18 protein-coding genes and 1 rRNA gene are annotated in these 15,336 nt (G+C 37.9%); 5 read left to right on the forward strand and 14 right to left on the reverse strand.

The window, feature by feature from the left end:
• Window positions 1-296: ribosomal RNA gene (locus tag AC3WJF_RS09890) — 16S ribosomal RNA — on the reverse strand; the annotation flags it as partial.
• A gap of 217 nt (window positions 297-513) precedes the next feature.
• Window positions 514-741: a hypothetical protein gene (locus tag AC3WJF_RS09895; protein WP_492451655.1), complete on the reverse strand. Its 228-nt coding sequence runs from the start codon at window positions 739-741 to the stop codon at window positions 514-516.
• 302 nt (window positions 742-1,043) lie between these two features.
• Between AC3WJF_RS09895 and pdaB the strand changes: the two genes are divergently transcribed.
• Window positions 1,044-1,793 carry a polysaccharide deacetylase family sporulation protein PdaB gene (pdaB, locus tag AC3WJF_RS09900; RefSeq protein WP_492451657.1) on the forward strand — a complete coding sequence of 250 codons (750 nt, stop codon included), beginning with the start codon at window positions 1,044-1,046 and terminating at the stop codon, window positions 1,791-1,793.
• Window positions 1,794-1,813: 20 nt separating this feature from the next.
• Here the strand turns inward: pdaB and AC3WJF_RS09905 are convergent, their stop codons facing one another.
• Entirely contained in the window at window positions 1,814-2,488 is a 675-nt protein-coding gene (locus AC3WJF_RS09905) for a KinB-signaling pathway activation protein (protein WP_492451659.1), read from the reverse strand.
• Window positions 2,489-2,807: 319 nt separating this feature from the next.
• On the opposite strand from AC3WJF_RS09905, the gene gerD reads away from it, so the two are divergent.
• Window positions 2,808-3,434: a spore germination lipoprotein GerD gene (gene gerD, locus AC3WJF_RS09910; protein ID WP_492451661.1), complete on the forward strand. Its 627-nt coding sequence runs from the start codon at window positions 2,808-2,810 to the stop codon at window positions 3,432-3,434.
• Between the two features lie 149 nt (window positions 3,435-3,583).
• On the opposite strand, the gene AC3WJF_RS09915 is transcribed toward gerD, so the two are convergent.
• The 4 genes from AC3WJF_RS09915 to AC3WJF_RS09930 form a co-directional block, all read right to left on the reverse strand.
• The gene (locus tag AC3WJF_RS09915) at window positions 3,584-4,642 is read right to left on the reverse strand and encodes a P-loop NTPase (protein ID WP_492451664.1); all 1,059 of its coding nucleotides are present in this window, start codon (window positions 4,640-4,642) and stop codon (window positions 3,584-3,586) included.
• Window positions 4,643-4,763: 121 nt separating this feature from the next.
• Window positions 4,764-5,474, reverse strand: a complete 711-nt coding sequence (cwlD, locus tag AC3WJF_RS09920; protein ID WP_492451666.1) for an N-acetylmuramoyl-L-alanine amidase CwlD — start codon at window positions 5,472-5,474, stop codon at window positions 4,764-4,766.
• A gap of 109 nt (window positions 5,475-5,583) precedes the next feature.
• A complete protein-coding gene (locus AC3WJF_RS09925) occupies window positions 5,584-6,027 on the reverse strand; it encodes a DUF2521 family protein (protein WP_492451667.1) in 444 nt (147 codons plus the stop codon).
• Between the two features lie 270 nt (window positions 6,028-6,297).
• A complete protein-coding gene (locus AC3WJF_RS09930) occupies window positions 6,298-7,503 on the reverse strand; it encodes an MFS transporter (RefSeq protein WP_492451669.1) in 1,206 nt (401 codons plus the stop codon).
• 219 nt (window positions 7,504-7,722) lie between these two features.
• On the opposite strand from AC3WJF_RS09930, the gene AC3WJF_RS09935 reads away from it, so the two are divergent.
• A complete protein-coding gene (locus AC3WJF_RS09935; protein WP_492451671.1) occupies window positions 7,723-8,103 on the forward strand; it encodes a YkvA family protein in 381 nt (126 codons plus the stop codon).
• A 168-nt stretch (window positions 8,104-8,271) separates the two neighbouring features.
• On the opposite strand, the gene pqqE is transcribed toward AC3WJF_RS09935, so the two are convergent.
• The 7 genes from pqqE to AC3WJF_RS09970 form a co-directional block, all read right to left on the reverse strand.
• Window positions 8,272-9,402 (reverse strand): pyrroloquinoline quinone biosynthesis protein PqqE, encoded by a 1,131-nt coding sequence (pqqE, locus tag AC3WJF_RS09940; RefSeq protein WP_492451673.1) that lies wholly within the window; start codon window positions 9,400-9,402, stop codon window positions 8,272-8,274.
• Entirely contained in the window at window positions 9,386-9,715 is a 330-nt protein-coding gene (pqqD, locus tag AC3WJF_RS09945; protein ID WP_492451675.1) for a pyrroloquinoline quinone biosynthesis peptide chaperone PqqD, read from the reverse strand. The genes pqqE and pqqD overlap by 17 nt, the downstream gene beginning before the upstream one ends.
• A gap of 41 nt (window positions 9,716-9,756) precedes the next feature.
• Window positions 9,757-10,506, reverse strand: a complete 750-nt coding sequence (gene pqqC, locus AC3WJF_RS09950) for a pyrroloquinoline-quinone synthase PqqC (RefSeq protein ID WP_492451677.1) — start codon at window positions 10,504-10,506, stop codon at window positions 9,757-9,759.
• A gap of 2 nt (window positions 10,507-10,508) precedes the next feature.
• The gene (gene pqqB / locus AC3WJF_RS09955; protein ID WP_492451825.1) at window positions 10,509-11,435 is read right to left on the reverse strand and encodes a pyrroloquinoline quinone biosynthesis protein PqqB; all 927 of its coding nucleotides are present in this window, start codon (window positions 11,433-11,435) and stop codon (window positions 10,509-10,511) included.
• Window positions 11,425-11,667: a hypothetical protein gene (locus AC3WJF_RS09960; RefSeq protein ID WP_492451679.1), complete on the reverse strand. Its 243-nt coding sequence runs from the start codon at window positions 11,665-11,667 to the stop codon at window positions 11,425-11,427. The genes pqqB and AC3WJF_RS09960 overlap by 11 nt, the downstream gene beginning before the upstream one ends.
• A gap of 56 nt (window positions 11,668-11,723) precedes the next feature.
• Window positions 11,724-11,798 carry a pyrroloquinoline quinone precursor peptide PqqA gene (gene pqqA, locus AC3WJF_RS09965; RefSeq protein ID WP_152982403.1) on the reverse strand — a complete coding sequence of 25 codons (75 nt, stop codon included), beginning with the start codon at window positions 11,796-11,798 and terminating at the stop codon, window positions 11,724-11,726.
• A 570-nt stretch (window positions 11,799-12,368) separates the two neighbouring features.
• A complete protein-coding gene (locus AC3WJF_RS09970) occupies window positions 12,369-14,348 on the reverse strand; it encodes an outer membrane protein assembly factor BamB family protein (RefSeq protein ID WP_492451681.1) in 1,980 nt (659 codons plus the stop codon).
• A 113-nt stretch (window positions 14,349-14,461) separates the two neighbouring features.
• Between AC3WJF_RS09970 and AC3WJF_RS09975 the strand changes: the two genes are divergently transcribed.
• Both AC3WJF_RS09975 and AC3WJF_RS09980 read left to right on the forward strand, forming a co-directional pair.
• The gene (locus tag AC3WJF_RS09975; RefSeq protein WP_492451683.1) at window positions 14,462-14,599 is read left to right on the forward strand and encodes a hypothetical protein; all 138 of its coding nucleotides are present in this window, start codon (window positions 14,462-14,464) and stop codon (window positions 14,597-14,599) included.
• A gap of 76 nt (window positions 14,600-14,675) precedes the next feature.
• The gene (locus AC3WJF_RS09980) at window positions 14,676-15,110 is read left to right on the forward strand and encodes a hypothetical protein (RefSeq protein ID WP_492451685.1); all 435 of its coding nucleotides are present in this window, start codon (window positions 14,676-14,678) and stop codon (window positions 15,108-15,110) included.
• Window positions 15,111-15,336: the final 226 nt, after the last annotated feature.

Raw genomic sequence — 15,336 nt, forward strand, 5'->3', positions numbered from 1 at the left:
GCTACGCATCGTCGCCTTGGTGAGCCGTTACCTCACCAACTAGCTAATGCGCCGCGGGTCCATCTGTAAGTGATAGCCGAAGCCATCTTTCAATCTTTCCTCATGCGAGAAAAGAAGTTATCCGGTATTAGCCCCGGTTTCCCGGAGTTATCCCAGTCTTACAGGCAGGTTACCCACGTGTTACTCACCCGTCCGCCGCTAACAATTAGGAGCAAGCTCCTAATTGTCCGCTCGACTTGCATGTATTAGGCACGCCGCCAGCGTTCGTCCTGAGCCAGGATCAAACTCTCCAAAAAGATGTTTGATATAGCTCATATAATTTAAAACATTGACGTTTCGTTCTGTTTAGTTTTCAAAGATCAATTTCAGTTGCTTTCTTAACAGCAACTTTTATAATATATCACTAAGGCGTTATCATGTCAACAACTTTTTTGTCGTCCTTAGCGACATGTATTAATATATCAGGTATTTTATGTCGAGTCAACCCCTCTTTCTCATTTTTTATACGAATTATTAACTTTCCTTCTTTTCCTTTGTCGGAATGATATAATTTATGCACTCATTATGCGGTGCAACTCTTGTAAAAAGCGAAAATAAGATTTTATATCGTTCCTTCATAGCCCTTTTTACGATGTGATCAATTCGAGGCTCTTTTAAATCATGTAGTATCTCATCCATTTCCCTCTTCAGTAAATATTGAATTTCTAACTTTTCTTTTTCATGAATGATCAATCCGAGCATACTGTTGACCCCCTACGTTAAATTATTTAAGTCTAAATTCTTTAACAGCTCTATTCTTTATCTCTCTTATCAATTTTCATAAAGTTTCCTTTAGCAATACCATAGAAGAAATAGTCGATAAACAAAACAGTGAGGCTTTTCTTAAGTAAATGTAGTTTTTTCCAAATAACCCAAAATTATAAGAAGAAAAATCTTTTTGGACATATTTTTTATATGGGCAAGCATAAGATTTTTATATAGAACTTGTCTATATAATTATTGATCTAAATAAAAGGGAAATTTTCACAATAAGGGGGATCGATATGAATTTTTTCATGGTTTTAAACGGACGTAAAGTTAAGCAATTAACATTAATTTTAGTCGTTTCTTTTTTTACTGCTCTCTTTTTCTATTCCCAGTCCGCCGCAAATGTCTCCGTTTTTTCTACAAAGGAAGGGCCAAAAGCTATTTATAAAGGAGAAAAAGGGATTGCATTAACATTTGATATTGGTTGGGGAGATGAAAAAGCCGTTCCGATTATTGATGCATTAGATAAAGAAGGGGTAAAATCCGCCACCTTTTTCCTTTCTGGGTCTTGGGCAGAGCGACACCCAGATATAGTGGATAAAATTATGAAACAAGGATATGAAATTGGTAGCTTAGGTTACGCTTACGAGGATTACACAGAGCTCGAGACTAGTGAAATTAAAAGTGATATTATGAAGGCACAAGGGGTATTTAAAAAGCTTAATATAAAGAATGTAAAACTTCTCCGTTCTCCGACTGGCCATTTTGATCAAAAAACATTAAAAGTTGCAGAAAATTTAGGTTTAACTGTCGTTCATTGGAGTGTCAATTCTGATGATTGGAAAAATCCTGGTGTTAATATAATTGTGAAAAAGACGACAATGGCTAAAAATGGAGATATTATTTTATTTCATGCATCCGATTCTGCGCGGCAAACGGCAAAGGCAATACCCGCTATCGTGGAGGAACTATCGAAAAAAGGGAGCTTTATTAAAGTTTCCGATATGATTGCAAATGGAAAAGTTAAGACAACACTTATCCAATAACAACAAAAAAACACGAGTTATTATTTTTCTCGTGTTTTTTTGTTATTCTCCTTTACTTCCTTACGTATTTCCATCCTCTGCTTCGCTTGCTCCCGCTCCGCCTCAGATCTTTTAAGATATTTAGGAAGAATCAATATTTGATATGCATTACATATAATTAGCGGATAAATCATAAGGAATATCCAGCTTTCTTCATTCACACGCAAAACTGGAACCCATTCTACAATGGTTACAACCACCATAAAAAATAATGCAGATATAAAGGTATTCTTTTGTGATTGCTTCGCTTTAAAATAGGCAACTAATAAGCCAACAACTAGGATAAATATCGCCAATCCAATATATGGCATAATATTTTCACTATGCTTAGCAAATCTCTCATAACGGAAATACACTAAATCAAATAAAGCAAATAAAATTAGAACAACTTGTACAGCATTCCATAATGACCGAAAAATGCCAAGACCAAATTGGTGAATGGTTAAGTAAGCAAAATAACCAACTTGGCTTATCACACTAAAAATAAATCCAACACCTACAAGCCAGATAAACGTGGAGAAAATACTTAATATATTAACATGAACAAAATACGTTTGAAATTCACTCCAACGGATCACAAAACCCAATATTCCAGTTGTTAATCCACCAACAATTAAAGTAGATATAAACAAACGCACCCAATTTCGACTCGTCAATTGAGATATCCTCCAATACCAATTTAATCATCTTTATGATTTTACCAACCATGTTATAAAAAATCTAGAAATTCCTCTTAAGATGCATAAATCTTTTGCAAAATCCCATATTAACATTAAAAGTCTCATGAAAGGCTCTTTTTTTAAACTCTGTCACATTTGTCTACGAAAACGCAAGTGGTATAACCTTTTGGATTAAATATGAATGAAATTTATAAAAAAAGATGCCCCGAAGCTAAGCTGATTAGGATTTATAACAAATGACGAACAGACACAATTACTACGAAAACAACCTAATGAAATGAAAGGAGCTATTCTTATGAAAAAGGTCGCTACATTGCTCCTAATAATAATGATTATTTTGCTAACTTCTTGTTCAGGAAGTGATACAAAAGCTGGGCAAATGGATTACGATCAAACAAAAAAAATGATTGTTGATATATTGAAAACAGACGAAGGCAAAAAAGCTCTTCAGGATATTATGACGGATGATAAAATGAAAAATCAATTGATTATGGATCAAGCAACAGTGACAAAAACAATTGAGCAAACTTTGAGTTCCGATAAAGGAAAAGATTTTTGGAAAAAAGCTTTTAGTGACCCGCAATTTACAAAGGCTTATGCAAAGGGCATGAAAACGGAAAATGAAAATTTATTGAAAAGCTTAATGAAAGACCCTGATTATCAAAGCATGATGCTATCCATATTAAAAGATCCAGAATATCAAAAACAAGTTATTAGTTTGATGAAAAGTAAAGAAATGCGGAAACAATTTCAAAATACAATGATTGAGACCTTTGATAGTCCTCTATTCAAAGCAAAAATTCAAAGCACTTTATTGAAAGCCGCTCAAGAAATGAATAACCAAAAGGGTGGTGGGCAACAAGGACAACAGCAAGGTGGTACATCAGGAGGACAACAATCAGGTTCATCTGGAGGAAGTTAAATCGAAAACCTGCTGCGTAATGCAGCAGGTTCATTTTTAAATAATAGGAAAGTATAAGCTTTTATCATATAAATTATTTCACGAGATTAGTCATTGTCTAGCGCAAGCAGCCGTAGTATAGTGGAATGTGCAAGACACTTTCACTTTTCTTATTTATTCAATAACGCAATTACTTTTTGCGCAATTTCTTCATATATATAGCCTAATTTATGATCCTTACCATAAATAGATGGTGCGAAATCCTCTTCATTCCAATCAGGCTGTTGGAGTGGAAGCTGACCTAAAAGCTCTGTTTGTAATTCTTCGGCAAGTTTTTCCCCGCCACCTTGTCCAAATACATATTCAAGTTCACCAGTTACTTTACTTTCAAAAAAGGACATATTTTCAATTACTCCAAGTATCTCATGGTCCGTTTTCAATGCCATTGCACCTGCACGAGCTGCTACAAATGCTGCAGTTGGATGAGGTGTTGTTACAATGATTTCTTTACAATGTGGAAGCATTGTGTGAAGGTCCAGAGCTACGTCACCAGTTCCTGGAGGTAAATCAAGTAATAAGTAGTCTAACTCGCCCCATTCTACCTCGGTAAAAAAGTTATTAAGCATTTTTCCAAGCATTGGTCCACGCCAAATAACCGGTGCATTATCTTCCACAAAGAAGCCCATGGAAATTACCTTTACACCAAATCTGTCGACTGGGAAAATTCTTTCTCCACGAACAACTGGACGCTGTGTTACACCCATCATATCCGGAACACTGAACCCATAAATATCTGCATCAATCAAACCAACCTTTTTGCCAAGTCTTGCAAGGGAAACGGCTAAATTGACCGATACAGTAGATTTACCTACACCGCCTTTTCCGCTGGCAATCGCAACGAAGGTTGTTTTGCTATTAGGAGACAAAAGATTGTTACCTTGGTTTTCAGGCTCAGAACCTCGAAACTGTTGGAGTACTTCCTCTGGTAGCTCAGAAAAACGAATTCCTACTGATTTCGCGCCAGCACCTTTTAATGTATTTACAATCGCTGTTTGTAATTGCATTTGTTCACTAGTACCAGTTTTTGCAACTGCAATTTTGACACTGACATGCTCCTTTTCTTCCTTAATCATTATTTCTACAATTCCATTAGTTTCTTCGAGTGTTTTATGTAAAAAAGGATCTTTCAATACTTTTAATAATTCAAAGACTTGTTGCTCTGTTAACAAATTCAAACACCTTCCCTTAAACCGTTTTCTCTTATACCAATCCAAGTATAACACAATTTAGGAATAGGGAAGAAATTGAAGCTATGAGAAAAATAAAAGGTAATCCCGGAGCAGATTACCATCATTTTATATCTTTTTCATCTGTAAAATATCTCATAATTCCGTTATATATAGATGCTGAAACTTTTTCTTGATACTTATCTGATTTAAGGTTTTGTCTTTCTGTAGGATTAGAAAGAAATCCCACTTCTACTAACGCACCGGGTTTTTTAGCGTTTTTTACAATATATACATTTTGCAGCATCTTCGCTTCTCTATCTGTATTCCCTAAGTTTTTTATTAATTCATTCTGTATTAACTTTGCAACTCGCTTATTTTCAATAAAGTGTGGAGAGTAAAATGTCTGTGCACCACTCCACTGCGGAGCCGGGATAGAATTTAGATGAATGCTAATATAAAGATCAGCATCTGAGTCATTTATCAGCTGCAATCGTTTTTTCAAATCTTCTACTTTCCTTCTACTATAACCTCTTACATCTGAACCAGCTAAATCCTTATCCGTTTCCCTAGTCATTAAAACTAGCGCACCCTGCTCTTGTAAAAAGTCTCTTAGCTTTAACGAAATTTTCAAAGCTATTTCCTTTTCTAATGCATCTTTATTCCCCGCTCCACCATCAGGACCGCCATGACCTGGATCTAGATAAATAATTTTCCCTGAAAGCGGTAGATTCCATGAATCCCAAGTATCTTTTTGAAAAAATTGAAATTGAAAAAGCAAAAATAGCAATATTGCACCAAGTATAAAACTAAAAATTTTTACCCTTTGTTTCATTTAGATTCTTTCCCTTCCTTGTCTCTATTGAAAACATATGGGACAAGGAGCAGATTTAGAACATGAAAAATGGGACAAAATGTCCCATTACTTAGTTTAACAACTGCAATTAATGTAGCCTTAATTTTCTCCTCTGTTCTCCTTTTTTAAAACCTTCCATCCACCATTTATCCACGAAGTGCTCACATGAATAATATGTTGACTCTTGAATAAGGCTTTCATCCCCAAACTTCCAATAAAGCCAGAAATTATAAAGAGTATCTGTCAAATGTCTAATTTCTTTTTCACAGCGTGATTTTATATGTTCTATTGGCTCTCCACCATAACCAAAGCGACTATATTGTCCACCTAATAAATAAGCTTCTATAGCAACATCGTAGCAACCTTCCTCTACTCCTTGTTGAACCCATATTCCACCTTGAACTCGCTCCGAGCCAAATGAGTCTTGCACACTTTTCTTTAAGCTTTCAATAGAAAGCTCCAGTAGCAATTTGCGCTCATTTTTTATTTGTCTTTCTCGTCTTTTAGCAGTTAAAGTTGTGATAACATTCATATCCCATCCTCCTACCCCTATTTTTCAACGAATGTTATCATCTGATTCGCTAAAACATTACCAATCAATACGAAATGTGGAAGCGCTTCGCCCATCGACGTACAAACTGTAGGGCTTCGACTGAGATAAAGGAAACACAACGAGGTAATTCACGAGTTGATGTTGACTTATCGTAGGGAGGAGACCGGAAGTTTGCTAGTTGATAAGCGCTATTGAAATTGAAGTACAAATTTCACCTGGAACTAGACAATACGAAATGTGGAAGCACTTTTAGCCGGAGGAAGCCTGCGATTTCATATGAACATCGTAAGTGTTAAAGATTCTTCCATATAAATAAGCAAAACTAAGCTGTAAACCAGATGCTATGTAAAAAGGGAGAGCAAGTGAGCCTAAGCCAAAAAGATAGCCGGCAATATAAGGACCAATCGATGTTGGAAGACGCATCGACAGAATATTGATGCTGGAAGCGAAGCCGCGGCGCATGTCACGAGTCAAACTAACACTCAGTGCTTGCTGCGCACCCTGTGTCCCTCGATTTAAAGCTGTTCGAAAAATATATAATACAGACACGAGTACATAGTTAGATAATAACGGCATCATAAGTAAAAGAAGACTTGCAATGAAGCGCACCAAAACAATGGATCGAATATTCCCGTGTTTGTGTGACAACCTTGCTTGAAGAAGCGAAGTAACTCCTGTCGCAAAAAATGTAATCGCCAATGTACTCCCTATCTGAGTATTGCTTGCCCCAAATTTAATCGAAAACCAATAGGACATCATAGGTCCCGTCAAACCAATGGCAATCCCGTTAAGAATGTTAATAGCAGCAAGCTTAAAAACAGCTACATTTTCTTCGTGTAAGATTTTCTTTTCTTGTTTCTTAGCCTCCTCTACTTTGTATCCATACTGTCTTTTGGATTCCCCACCACGAATGGTTAAAATAATCGTTGCGGTAACAAGATATACTACAAAGATAAAAAAGAATACAAGTCGATAAGCAGTTACTCCGAAAAAATTATTTTCCCATATAGTGGTAGTCCCTGCTAGTAGTGCGCCGGCTGCCATCCCAAAAAAGCTAAGTGCATTATTTAAACTATAAATTTTTCCTCGATCCGTTGGATGGATAAAAGCAGCGAGCCATGCTTGCTCCGCTGGGGCACTCGGACTAGGTGAGCCAGCATCTGCTTTTCCAAAGCCTGCAAGTGTGATGGCGATAAACAGCAAAATAAAGTCTGTAGAAAACACTCCGATTAAGGCACATGCGGCTGCTAATATTTCATAAAAAAAGATAAATGATTTTCTACCGAAACGATCACTTAAAACACCTATGAATGGTACTAGTCCTACACCAAGTATGCCCGCAGTAGTCAGCACTCCACCAATCGCAGCTGTACTCCACCCTAATGCATGTAAATATAGAGCCAAATCAACTACCATCATACCTTGTCCAACACTTCGTAAGGCATTTACCATCATAAGCCTACGTGCCCCAGAGTGTATTTGTTCAACTACCGTATTCTTAAAAAATTTCATATCCATCACGTCATTTCTTTTTTAGGGAATTTTGGCTTTATTTATAGTTCCAAACAACATCCTTATTTATGCATCACAACAAGTGCATCTGGGCATATTATGATTTAAAAAATGCAAAGCTGCTCAATGCATAGTGAGTAGCTAGAGAAGGAAGTAAACAATATGAAGAATAATCTTAATAAGTGGAAGAACCTTATACAAAGAGTAAAACGTAATATTTATGTTCTCTATCTTGCCTATCGTCATCAGGATACGCCATGGTACGCAAAAGTATTTTCCCTTTTTATTGTTGCATATGCGTTAAGTCCAATTGATTTTATTCCCGATGTCATTCCCATATTAGGTTATTTGGATGAGGCTATTTTGTTGCCAGTGGGGATATTAGGCGCATTCACTATGATTCCAAATCATGTACTGCAAGAATGTCGAGAGATTGCCGAGAAAACTCCGAAAAGATTGGGGAAAAATTGGGCTGCAGCTGTTGTTATCCTCCTCATTTGGATTACCCTTGCTACGTCCATTCTTTTTAAATGGGTTATTTAGTTTTGTTGAACTAAAAATAGGATGGGCTGTTACTAGAAGGTTCTGCGGTTCCGTCTTTTTATCGGGGATTTTCACTAAATGTTGGGAGGTTTCTATTCTTCACAACTTGTCTCAGAGCACGTTAATCAAATAGAAAAAAAGGTACCAAGATATTTGGTACCAAATCAATTATTTTTTTACAACTATAGGTTTATGAGAAAGGTATTTCCGATATATCATTTGTGATGCTGGTATCAAAGTCTTACTATTAGTTTCGTGTATAGCTTCTTCAATCAAATGATGCTTCGGGGCCAAGTTGCAAGCAGGGTCTGTTGCATAAGTATCTCCTGTCAAAGCATAAGCCTGACAGCGGCATCCCCCGCCATCTTCATGTCTCAGATCACAGGAACGGCATGGTTCAGGCATCCATTCATGACCACGAAAACGGTTAAAGGAATCTGATTCATACCAAATGCTTTTTAAAGAGGAATCACGTACGTTTTCAAAGGATAAAGCTTTAATCACGCTAGCAGTTGGGCATGGAAGGACAACTCCATCCGGAGCAACAGTAAGGCCAATCGTTCCCCATCCCCCCATACATGGTTTTGGTGTTGATGCATAATAATCAGGAATGACCCAAATGATTTCCATTTTGTTTCCCAGGCGTTTCTTAGCTGTTTCATAGGTTTCTCGAGCAAGTTCAATTTGATCCCTACTCGGCAATAGCCGCTCTCGATTGAGTAATGCCCAATTATAATACTGAGTGTTCGCTAGCTCCAGACGTTCCGCTCCCATTTCCTCCGCTAACTTAATAATCTGATCCAGATAATCAATATTCATCTGGTGTAACACAACATTTAATGATAAGTGCATTTCCGCTTTTTTTACCGCCTTGACCGCTTCTTTTTTCTTTTCAAAGGCTTTATATCCTCCAATGATATCCGAAAGCCTTGCCTCTCCGGCTTGAAAACTAATCTGAACATTGGCCAAACCAGCTTCTCTTAGACGATTAGCCTTTTCAGCCGTTAATCCAATTCCGCTTGTAATAAGATTGGTGTACATTTCTAATGAAGTAGCATGATGAATTAATGTCTCTATGTCATCCCGTAAGAGCGGCTCACCACCCGAAAAATGAACTTCTACTACTCCAAGATCGGCGGCTTCGGATAAAACACGGCACCACTCTTCAGTAGAAAGCTCTGATTTTTTAAGTGCCATCTCTACAGGATTAGAACAATATGGACAATGTAATGGACATTGATGAGTCAACTCCGCAAGCAGAGAGTATGGTGGCTGGGCTGGATTACTTCTTTGGGTCATTATCGATCACCACCCATCCTTGATCCGCCATCTCTTGAAGAAACTCGGAAATATCCTCCTCCATTGTTTTTAAATCTGGCAAAGCATCTGCCTCGCTACCTTCTGTGCCTACTTTAAGCGAGTTCCTTAACCTTTCTGCGAGTGCTTTCACTGTTTGATTTCCGTCACATAGAATAAGGATAGAAGCGGCAGTTTCATTTAAAACCACAACCTTTTCCGGTAATAAAAGGAGATGCTTTTCTCTCACCTTATCAAATTTTAGACGTGCCTTTGCTGCGAGACTTGGAAAGCAACTTACTAAAATATACTCCACCACCAATCCTTTATTCTTTTTGGTCTATCATGAATCATCGATTATGTCTTTGAGTAGAAAGCCTTTTCGGTGGCATCTAACTGCGCCCATAATACATCACACTTGAAACGTAGCGCAGCGACTGCACGCTGTTGATCTTCCGGTGTTTGGCAATAGGTCAAAACAAGCCTAAGCGCAGTGTCCGAATCACGCGGCGCTTGAGTTAACCGATTTTGGAAATAATCAAGCCCACTGCTGTCAATCCACGGATATAACTTTTCAAGCACTTTAATTCGCTTTGAGATTAGATCTGGTGAAAATAATTCCGTTAACGAAGAAGCAACCGCTTCAATCCATGGTTTTGTCCGTGCAAAGTTAACATAGGCATCGACGGCAAAACGAACGCCAGGAACAACACGCTTCTCGTTCAATACTTCTTCCCGAGATAACCCTACAGCTTCTCCTAGCCTAAGCCACGCTTCAATACCGCCATCTTCTCCATGCGTTCCGTCATGATCCATGATTCGTCCAATCCATTCACGTCTTAGTTCCATTGATGGCAAATTTGAGAGGATGGCTGCATCTTTAATCGGAACAGATTTCTGATAGTAGAACCGATTAGCTACCCAGCCTTGAATTTGTTCACGGCTTAATTTACCTTGGTGCATTTTTACATGAAAAGGATGTTTATCGTGATAATAGGAACGTCCTACATCTTTTAAACGATCTGTAAATTCATCCGGCATCCACAGCATTTCTTTATCTTGCTCCAATTTCATTTCCTGGTTAACGAAACCTCCTTTTTCAAGCATGTTTACACCTCCACTTCCATTCCTTCAAAGGCAATCTCAAATCCAAGTCTTTCTAATGTATTCCTCTCCCTGCTGCCTATTTTTAAAACAGGGTTACTATTGTTAATGTGTATAAGGATTTTTCGCTCTGCTGGAAAAGTCGCTAATTTTTCTGCTGTCCCCCCGCTTTCGCCACCAATTGGCAAATGTCCCATACTTCTTGCATTGCGCTTCGTTGCACCTACTTCTACCAATTCATCTGCTGACCAAAAGGTACCATCTACCATTAAAATGTCCGCTTTCTTCAAGCTTGCTTCAATTGTAGGTGTGAACTCTTCTAATGTAGGAAAATACGCAAGACATTTCCCAGATTTTTTATTATGCAAAACCAACCCGACCTCCCAAATTTCCTCATTGCTATTATCTTTGCTGTTCGACTTGACATAGAGTGGAGGTTTTCTTGATACTGGGACTGTTTCAACGATAATTGTTTCTTCTGCTTCTGGTCCTATTCGTTGTACCGAATCGGGGTAAAGGGACTCCCATTTCCATGAACAATAGCTTTCCAGCATCGGAAATACTGGAAAATTCGAGTGTAAACTTTTGCGCACCATCTCGGTTCCATAGATAGTCAAACTAGAGCCTTCCCGTAATGACAATAGCCCGATCGTATGATCAAGCTCAGCATCCGTTAAAATAACACCCGCTAAAGGTGTCTCTCTTATTCCAGGACCCGCATGCAGTGCAGGAAATGATTCAATTTGGTGATGAATATCAGGGCCAGCATTAATAAGGTACCAGTCCCTTTCATTTGCACTTACCGCAAGACAAGATTGTAATAACGAGTGATATGCATCGTTTCCTTCACGAAATCCACGACAGTTTGAACAAGCACAGTTCCACTGTGGAAACCCTCCTCCTGCCGCTGCTCCTAAGACTCTAATTCGAATCTGGCTTCAGTCCTTTCTTTGATGATTCAAGAACTTCATTTTTGCTAACTTCTCTTGACTTCTCCAATACTCTTCCAATCTGCCATCCAATCACCATATTTGTTATTGCCATGAGTCCATATAATAAATAATCTCCTATAGGTTCAGGAGTCAAGAGATCTACGGTCAACCAGACTCCAGATGATATAATCCCGACAATCGCACCTATTATTGCTTTTAAGTATCGTTTCATTCTAATAGCACCACCTCTTGTTTTGTTTAACCCCATTAAAGAATGCAGTATCCATGCTATTTACCAACATAGGCATACATTGTCACTTCAGAAGAAGTATTTATCACTTTGTATTCAGGCTTCTTCCACATGTTAGTCACCACCTTTCATGACATCAACAATTGTGAAAATCTTTCTGATTTTCCCTTTCAAATTAATCTTATGTCGGTGGATACCCCGAAATAACCAGAATTTTGACTTAAAGTTGTCCAAAAGTGTACGGATTTTTGCAATTTATAAGAAGGGACAAGAATATGGAATATTCTTGTCCTACTTCACCTTTCTTATAAAAATAATTCAGGCAGTTTTAAACATAATTCAGGCAGTTCGAGTAATAATTCAGGCGGTTTCAAACATAATTCAGGCATATCGGGCAATTATTCAGGCAAACGAAAAAAAACGCAGCTAAAACCGCTGGGATAGTTACGAAATTTCTTATCTTTAACGTAAATGATTAGATTTTGAACCCTATCTGCACAAAAATGAAGATCAACTGCACGAAATGTTAATCCATCTGCACGAATTTTAATTTGAACTGCATATTTCAAATCCTTTTCCTAAAATTAACCAATATCCGTGTACCCGCTCAATGAATATAAAACAACCTGAGTCCATCAAAACTCAGGTTGTCTACATTTATAATTCATTTGTACTTTTGAAAGTTATTTCTTTTGAGAGAGCCATCTTGCCAACGTTTTCGCATCATCTCCTGTTGCCATACCCGCAGGCATACGACCGCCTCCGTTTATAATCTGATTTAATATATCTTGTTCAGACATTTTACTACCGATATGCGTTAGGTTAGGGCCGACGCCACCGCCAAGAGTTTGTCCATGGCACGACGCACAACTCTTTTTGTAAATTGCTGGAGCGGCAGTATTTCCAGGTTGCTTTTTAGCTTTTTCCTTATTACCACTGCTTCCATCATTGGCATTATCATTTTTACCTGAACCTTCTGGACTTTGTTCCGGAGTAACTGATTTATTGCCCCCAAGTCCAAATGTAACAACCTTCGTACCAGTCACAAAAGTAACGTATTGGTTGTCATTATCCATATAAATTGCCGGTGCCATCATAACCTGTTGTCCACCGGTTTTGGCATTCCATAATTTCTTTCCTGTCTTAATGTCTATAGCGCTAGCAGTTCCATCCAATTCTCCATAAAATGCAAGTCCTGTTGTAGTACTTGTGTAACCTCCGCGCTGCGGTTGTTTCGTCTTAATTTGATAGGCTTGCTTACCGGTATCTAAATCGATAGCAGTAATGGTACCAGATGACTCAGTACCTTTAGGAGAAGGTAATACCTCTGTTCCCGGGAATAAACCATTTTTTTGTTCTATTTCTTTTTCATCTTTTGCTGCAATACCTAAAGTTGGCATGTTAATACCAGGAATCAGCACATAATTGGTTCCAGGATCATATGTTTCAACACCGTAATTTTGACCACCTTCCACACCAGGCCATTGGAGAACAGCTTTGTTTTTATCCGTCGTGAGTGGTGTATGCTTGATCTTGACGAATGGTACTCCATCATAAATGGTATCGCCAGATTTCGCATCCCAAGCATACCATTTTCCGTTTTTACCACCATGAACGACGACCTTTTGCTTGTTGCCTTTGACGGTTGCATTCAGAATCATTGGAGTGGATGCCGCATCATAATCCCACTCATCATTTTCCATTTCCGAATTTGCCCAAATGAATTTACCTGTATTACTATCAAGAGCCACAACCGAGTCGGTGTAAGGATTTTTACCTGGGCGAATCTTTATAAAGTAATCTGGAGCTGGATTTCCTACCCCAAAATACATCATATCTGTATCAGGATCAAATGCCATCGGATTCCAAACTGCTCCACCACCAGTATACTTTCCTTTCACCCAATCTTTTCCTTTATCAGGAACAGTCCAAAATGGCCCGTCCCAAGCAGGGGAAAGATCGCTTGCTTTAAAAGCCATAACAAAGCCGCGAATTCCATTATCGCCTCCACTACTTCCTACATAGATATTCCCTTTGTAGTACATAGGAGCGGATGTTTCATAATACCTGTTTTCAAGGGTGACATTTTCCATCCCTTTTGTATCCCAAAAATTAATTATTTTATCTAATTTCCCTGTTTTTGCGTCTATCTTTGCTAAACGATTATCAGCAATAAGGACAAATACTTTACCTTCCGCAACCGCTACACCACGGCTAGCTACAACCTCTAAAAGACTTAAGTCCGCTTTTTTAAGATGATCTAGTACATCCTTTGGCGGTTTCCACTCCCAAATTTTCTTTCCATTAGAAACATCCATCGCAAACACTCTGTTTAATGAAGTTGTTACATACATAACACCGTCTTTAACAACTGGGTAATCCTCTGACGCATTAGGAACGCCCTTATCCCAGCCTGCTAAATCCTGTTGCCAAACAACACCTAAATTTTTCACATTATCTTTTGTAATTTTGTTATAAGGCACATTTCTTGTTTGTTGAAGGTCATAACCCCAATTTGGAAACCCAGTTTCCTTATTTACTTTGGTTGGCTGATTAGCTTTGTTTGCATTGTTTTTCTGCTTATTTCCTTGTTTTGTTGCACAACCAGCAATCAGTAGTACCGCAATCACCGCTATGCTTAACACTTTGAAATAGCGCTTCAAGAAAAGTCCTCCTATTCTATAGAATCTAGAGTGGTCAAATGCTTTATTTTTTCCCCTTAACCGGAAGACACGTTTGTATTAGACCTACCTCTTTTTCTATATTGAGTTAAAGTATGGTTAATTATGCAAAAGAAAAACAAATAGAAAAGAATTTTATCGATGAATTTCACGCAAAAGTGAAAGAGGAGAATATTTCCTTAAAATGGAGACAATCTATAATCGAAGATGTTCATAAAGCTTTGATAAAGTGATGTGGATATAAGAGGTCCAATTACGTTTTTGTCAACTTTATGCACATAAACATAATTTAATAGGATGGTGATTCAATTGAAGATTCTCACTAATGGTTTTGTTGGATTTGTTTTTTCTCTTTGCTTACTTATTGGGGTGACTCAAGTCACGAAAGCCGAATCGGTACTTGGAACGTCCCAAAATAAAGGTATCAAACTTACCATTAATAACTATGAAATTCAAAACTACGGTCAAGAGATGACTGTGTATTACACTATTCAATCCGTATCAGGTCCTCTAATGGATGAGAACGGATTGGGAATTATGAAAAATTTAGATCTAACTATTGGAAACAGGGTTGTTCAAGGAAATGACGCTTGGCACAAAAAAATAAGCGATCAAAAATATCAAGGCGCCATTAAAGTGGATTTGCCGCAGTATAGACCTGCAACATCAAATGTTTCACTAAATACAGATTCCATTCTTAATCAAAAGGGACAATGGACAATTAACTTTCAAATACAAAAATGAAAACCCTGGGCTTAGCCTAGGTTTTTTCATTTTCCCCCAAAAAAGACCCCCAACCAATCTGGTTGAGAGCCTCTTGAAGGTTCGTATAATTAACGTTTTGAGAAATATACTTATGAATTTTAAGTATATCAAATCTATTGTAATCCATTCTATCAACATTCTACGTATATAAAAAGGGATTAAAATATATGAAAAAGGATTGAAGATGATACTTCTTGAACCAATT

Source organism: Heyndrickxia sp. FW510-T9, assembly GCF_058781025.1.

Bases quoted from the DNA above. Each gene is read 5' to 3' on its own strand.
- AC3WJF_RS09895 (WP_492451655.1), bottom strand. From the start codon at position 741: ATGCTCGGATTGATCATTCATGAAAAAGAAAAGTTAGAAATTCAATAT.
- pdaB (WP_492451657.1), top strand. From the start codon at position 1,044: ATGAATTTTTTCATGGTTTTAAACGGACGTAAAGTTAAGCAATTAACA.
- gerD (WP_492451661.1), top strand. From the start codon at position 2,808: ATGAAAAAGGTCGCTACATTGCTCCTAATAATAATGATTATTTTGCTA.
- cwlD (WP_492451666.1), bottom strand. From the start codon at position 5,474: ATGAAACAAAGGGTAAAAATTTTTAGTTTTATACTTGGTGCAATATTG.
- AC3WJF_RS09925 (WP_492451667.1), bottom strand. From the start codon at position 6,027: ATGAATGTTATCACAACTTTAACTGCTAAAAGACGAGAAAGACAAATA.
- AC3WJF_RS09930 (WP_492451669.1), bottom strand. From the start codon at position 7,503: ATGATGGTAAATGCCTTACGAAGTGTTGGACAAGGTATGATGGTAGTT.
- AC3WJF_RS09935 (WP_492451671.1), top strand. From the start codon at position 7,723: ATGAAGAATAATCTTAATAAGTGGAAGAACCTTATACAAAGAGTAAAA.
- pqqE (WP_492451673.1), bottom strand. From the start codon at position 9,402: ATGACCCAAAGAAGTAATCCAGCCCAGCCACCATACTCTCTGCTTGCG.
- pqqC (WP_492451677.1), bottom strand. From the start codon at position 10,506: ATGCTTGAAAAAGGAGGTTTCGTTAACCAGGAAATGAAATTGGAGCAA.
- AC3WJF_RS09960 (WP_492451679.1), bottom strand. From the start codon at position 11,667: ATGAAACGATACTTAAAAGCAATAATAGGTGCGATTGTCGGGATTATA.
- AC3WJF_RS09975 (WP_492451683.1), top strand. From the start codon at position 14,462: ATGGTTAATTATGCAAAAGAAAAACAAATAGAAAAGAATTTTATCGAT.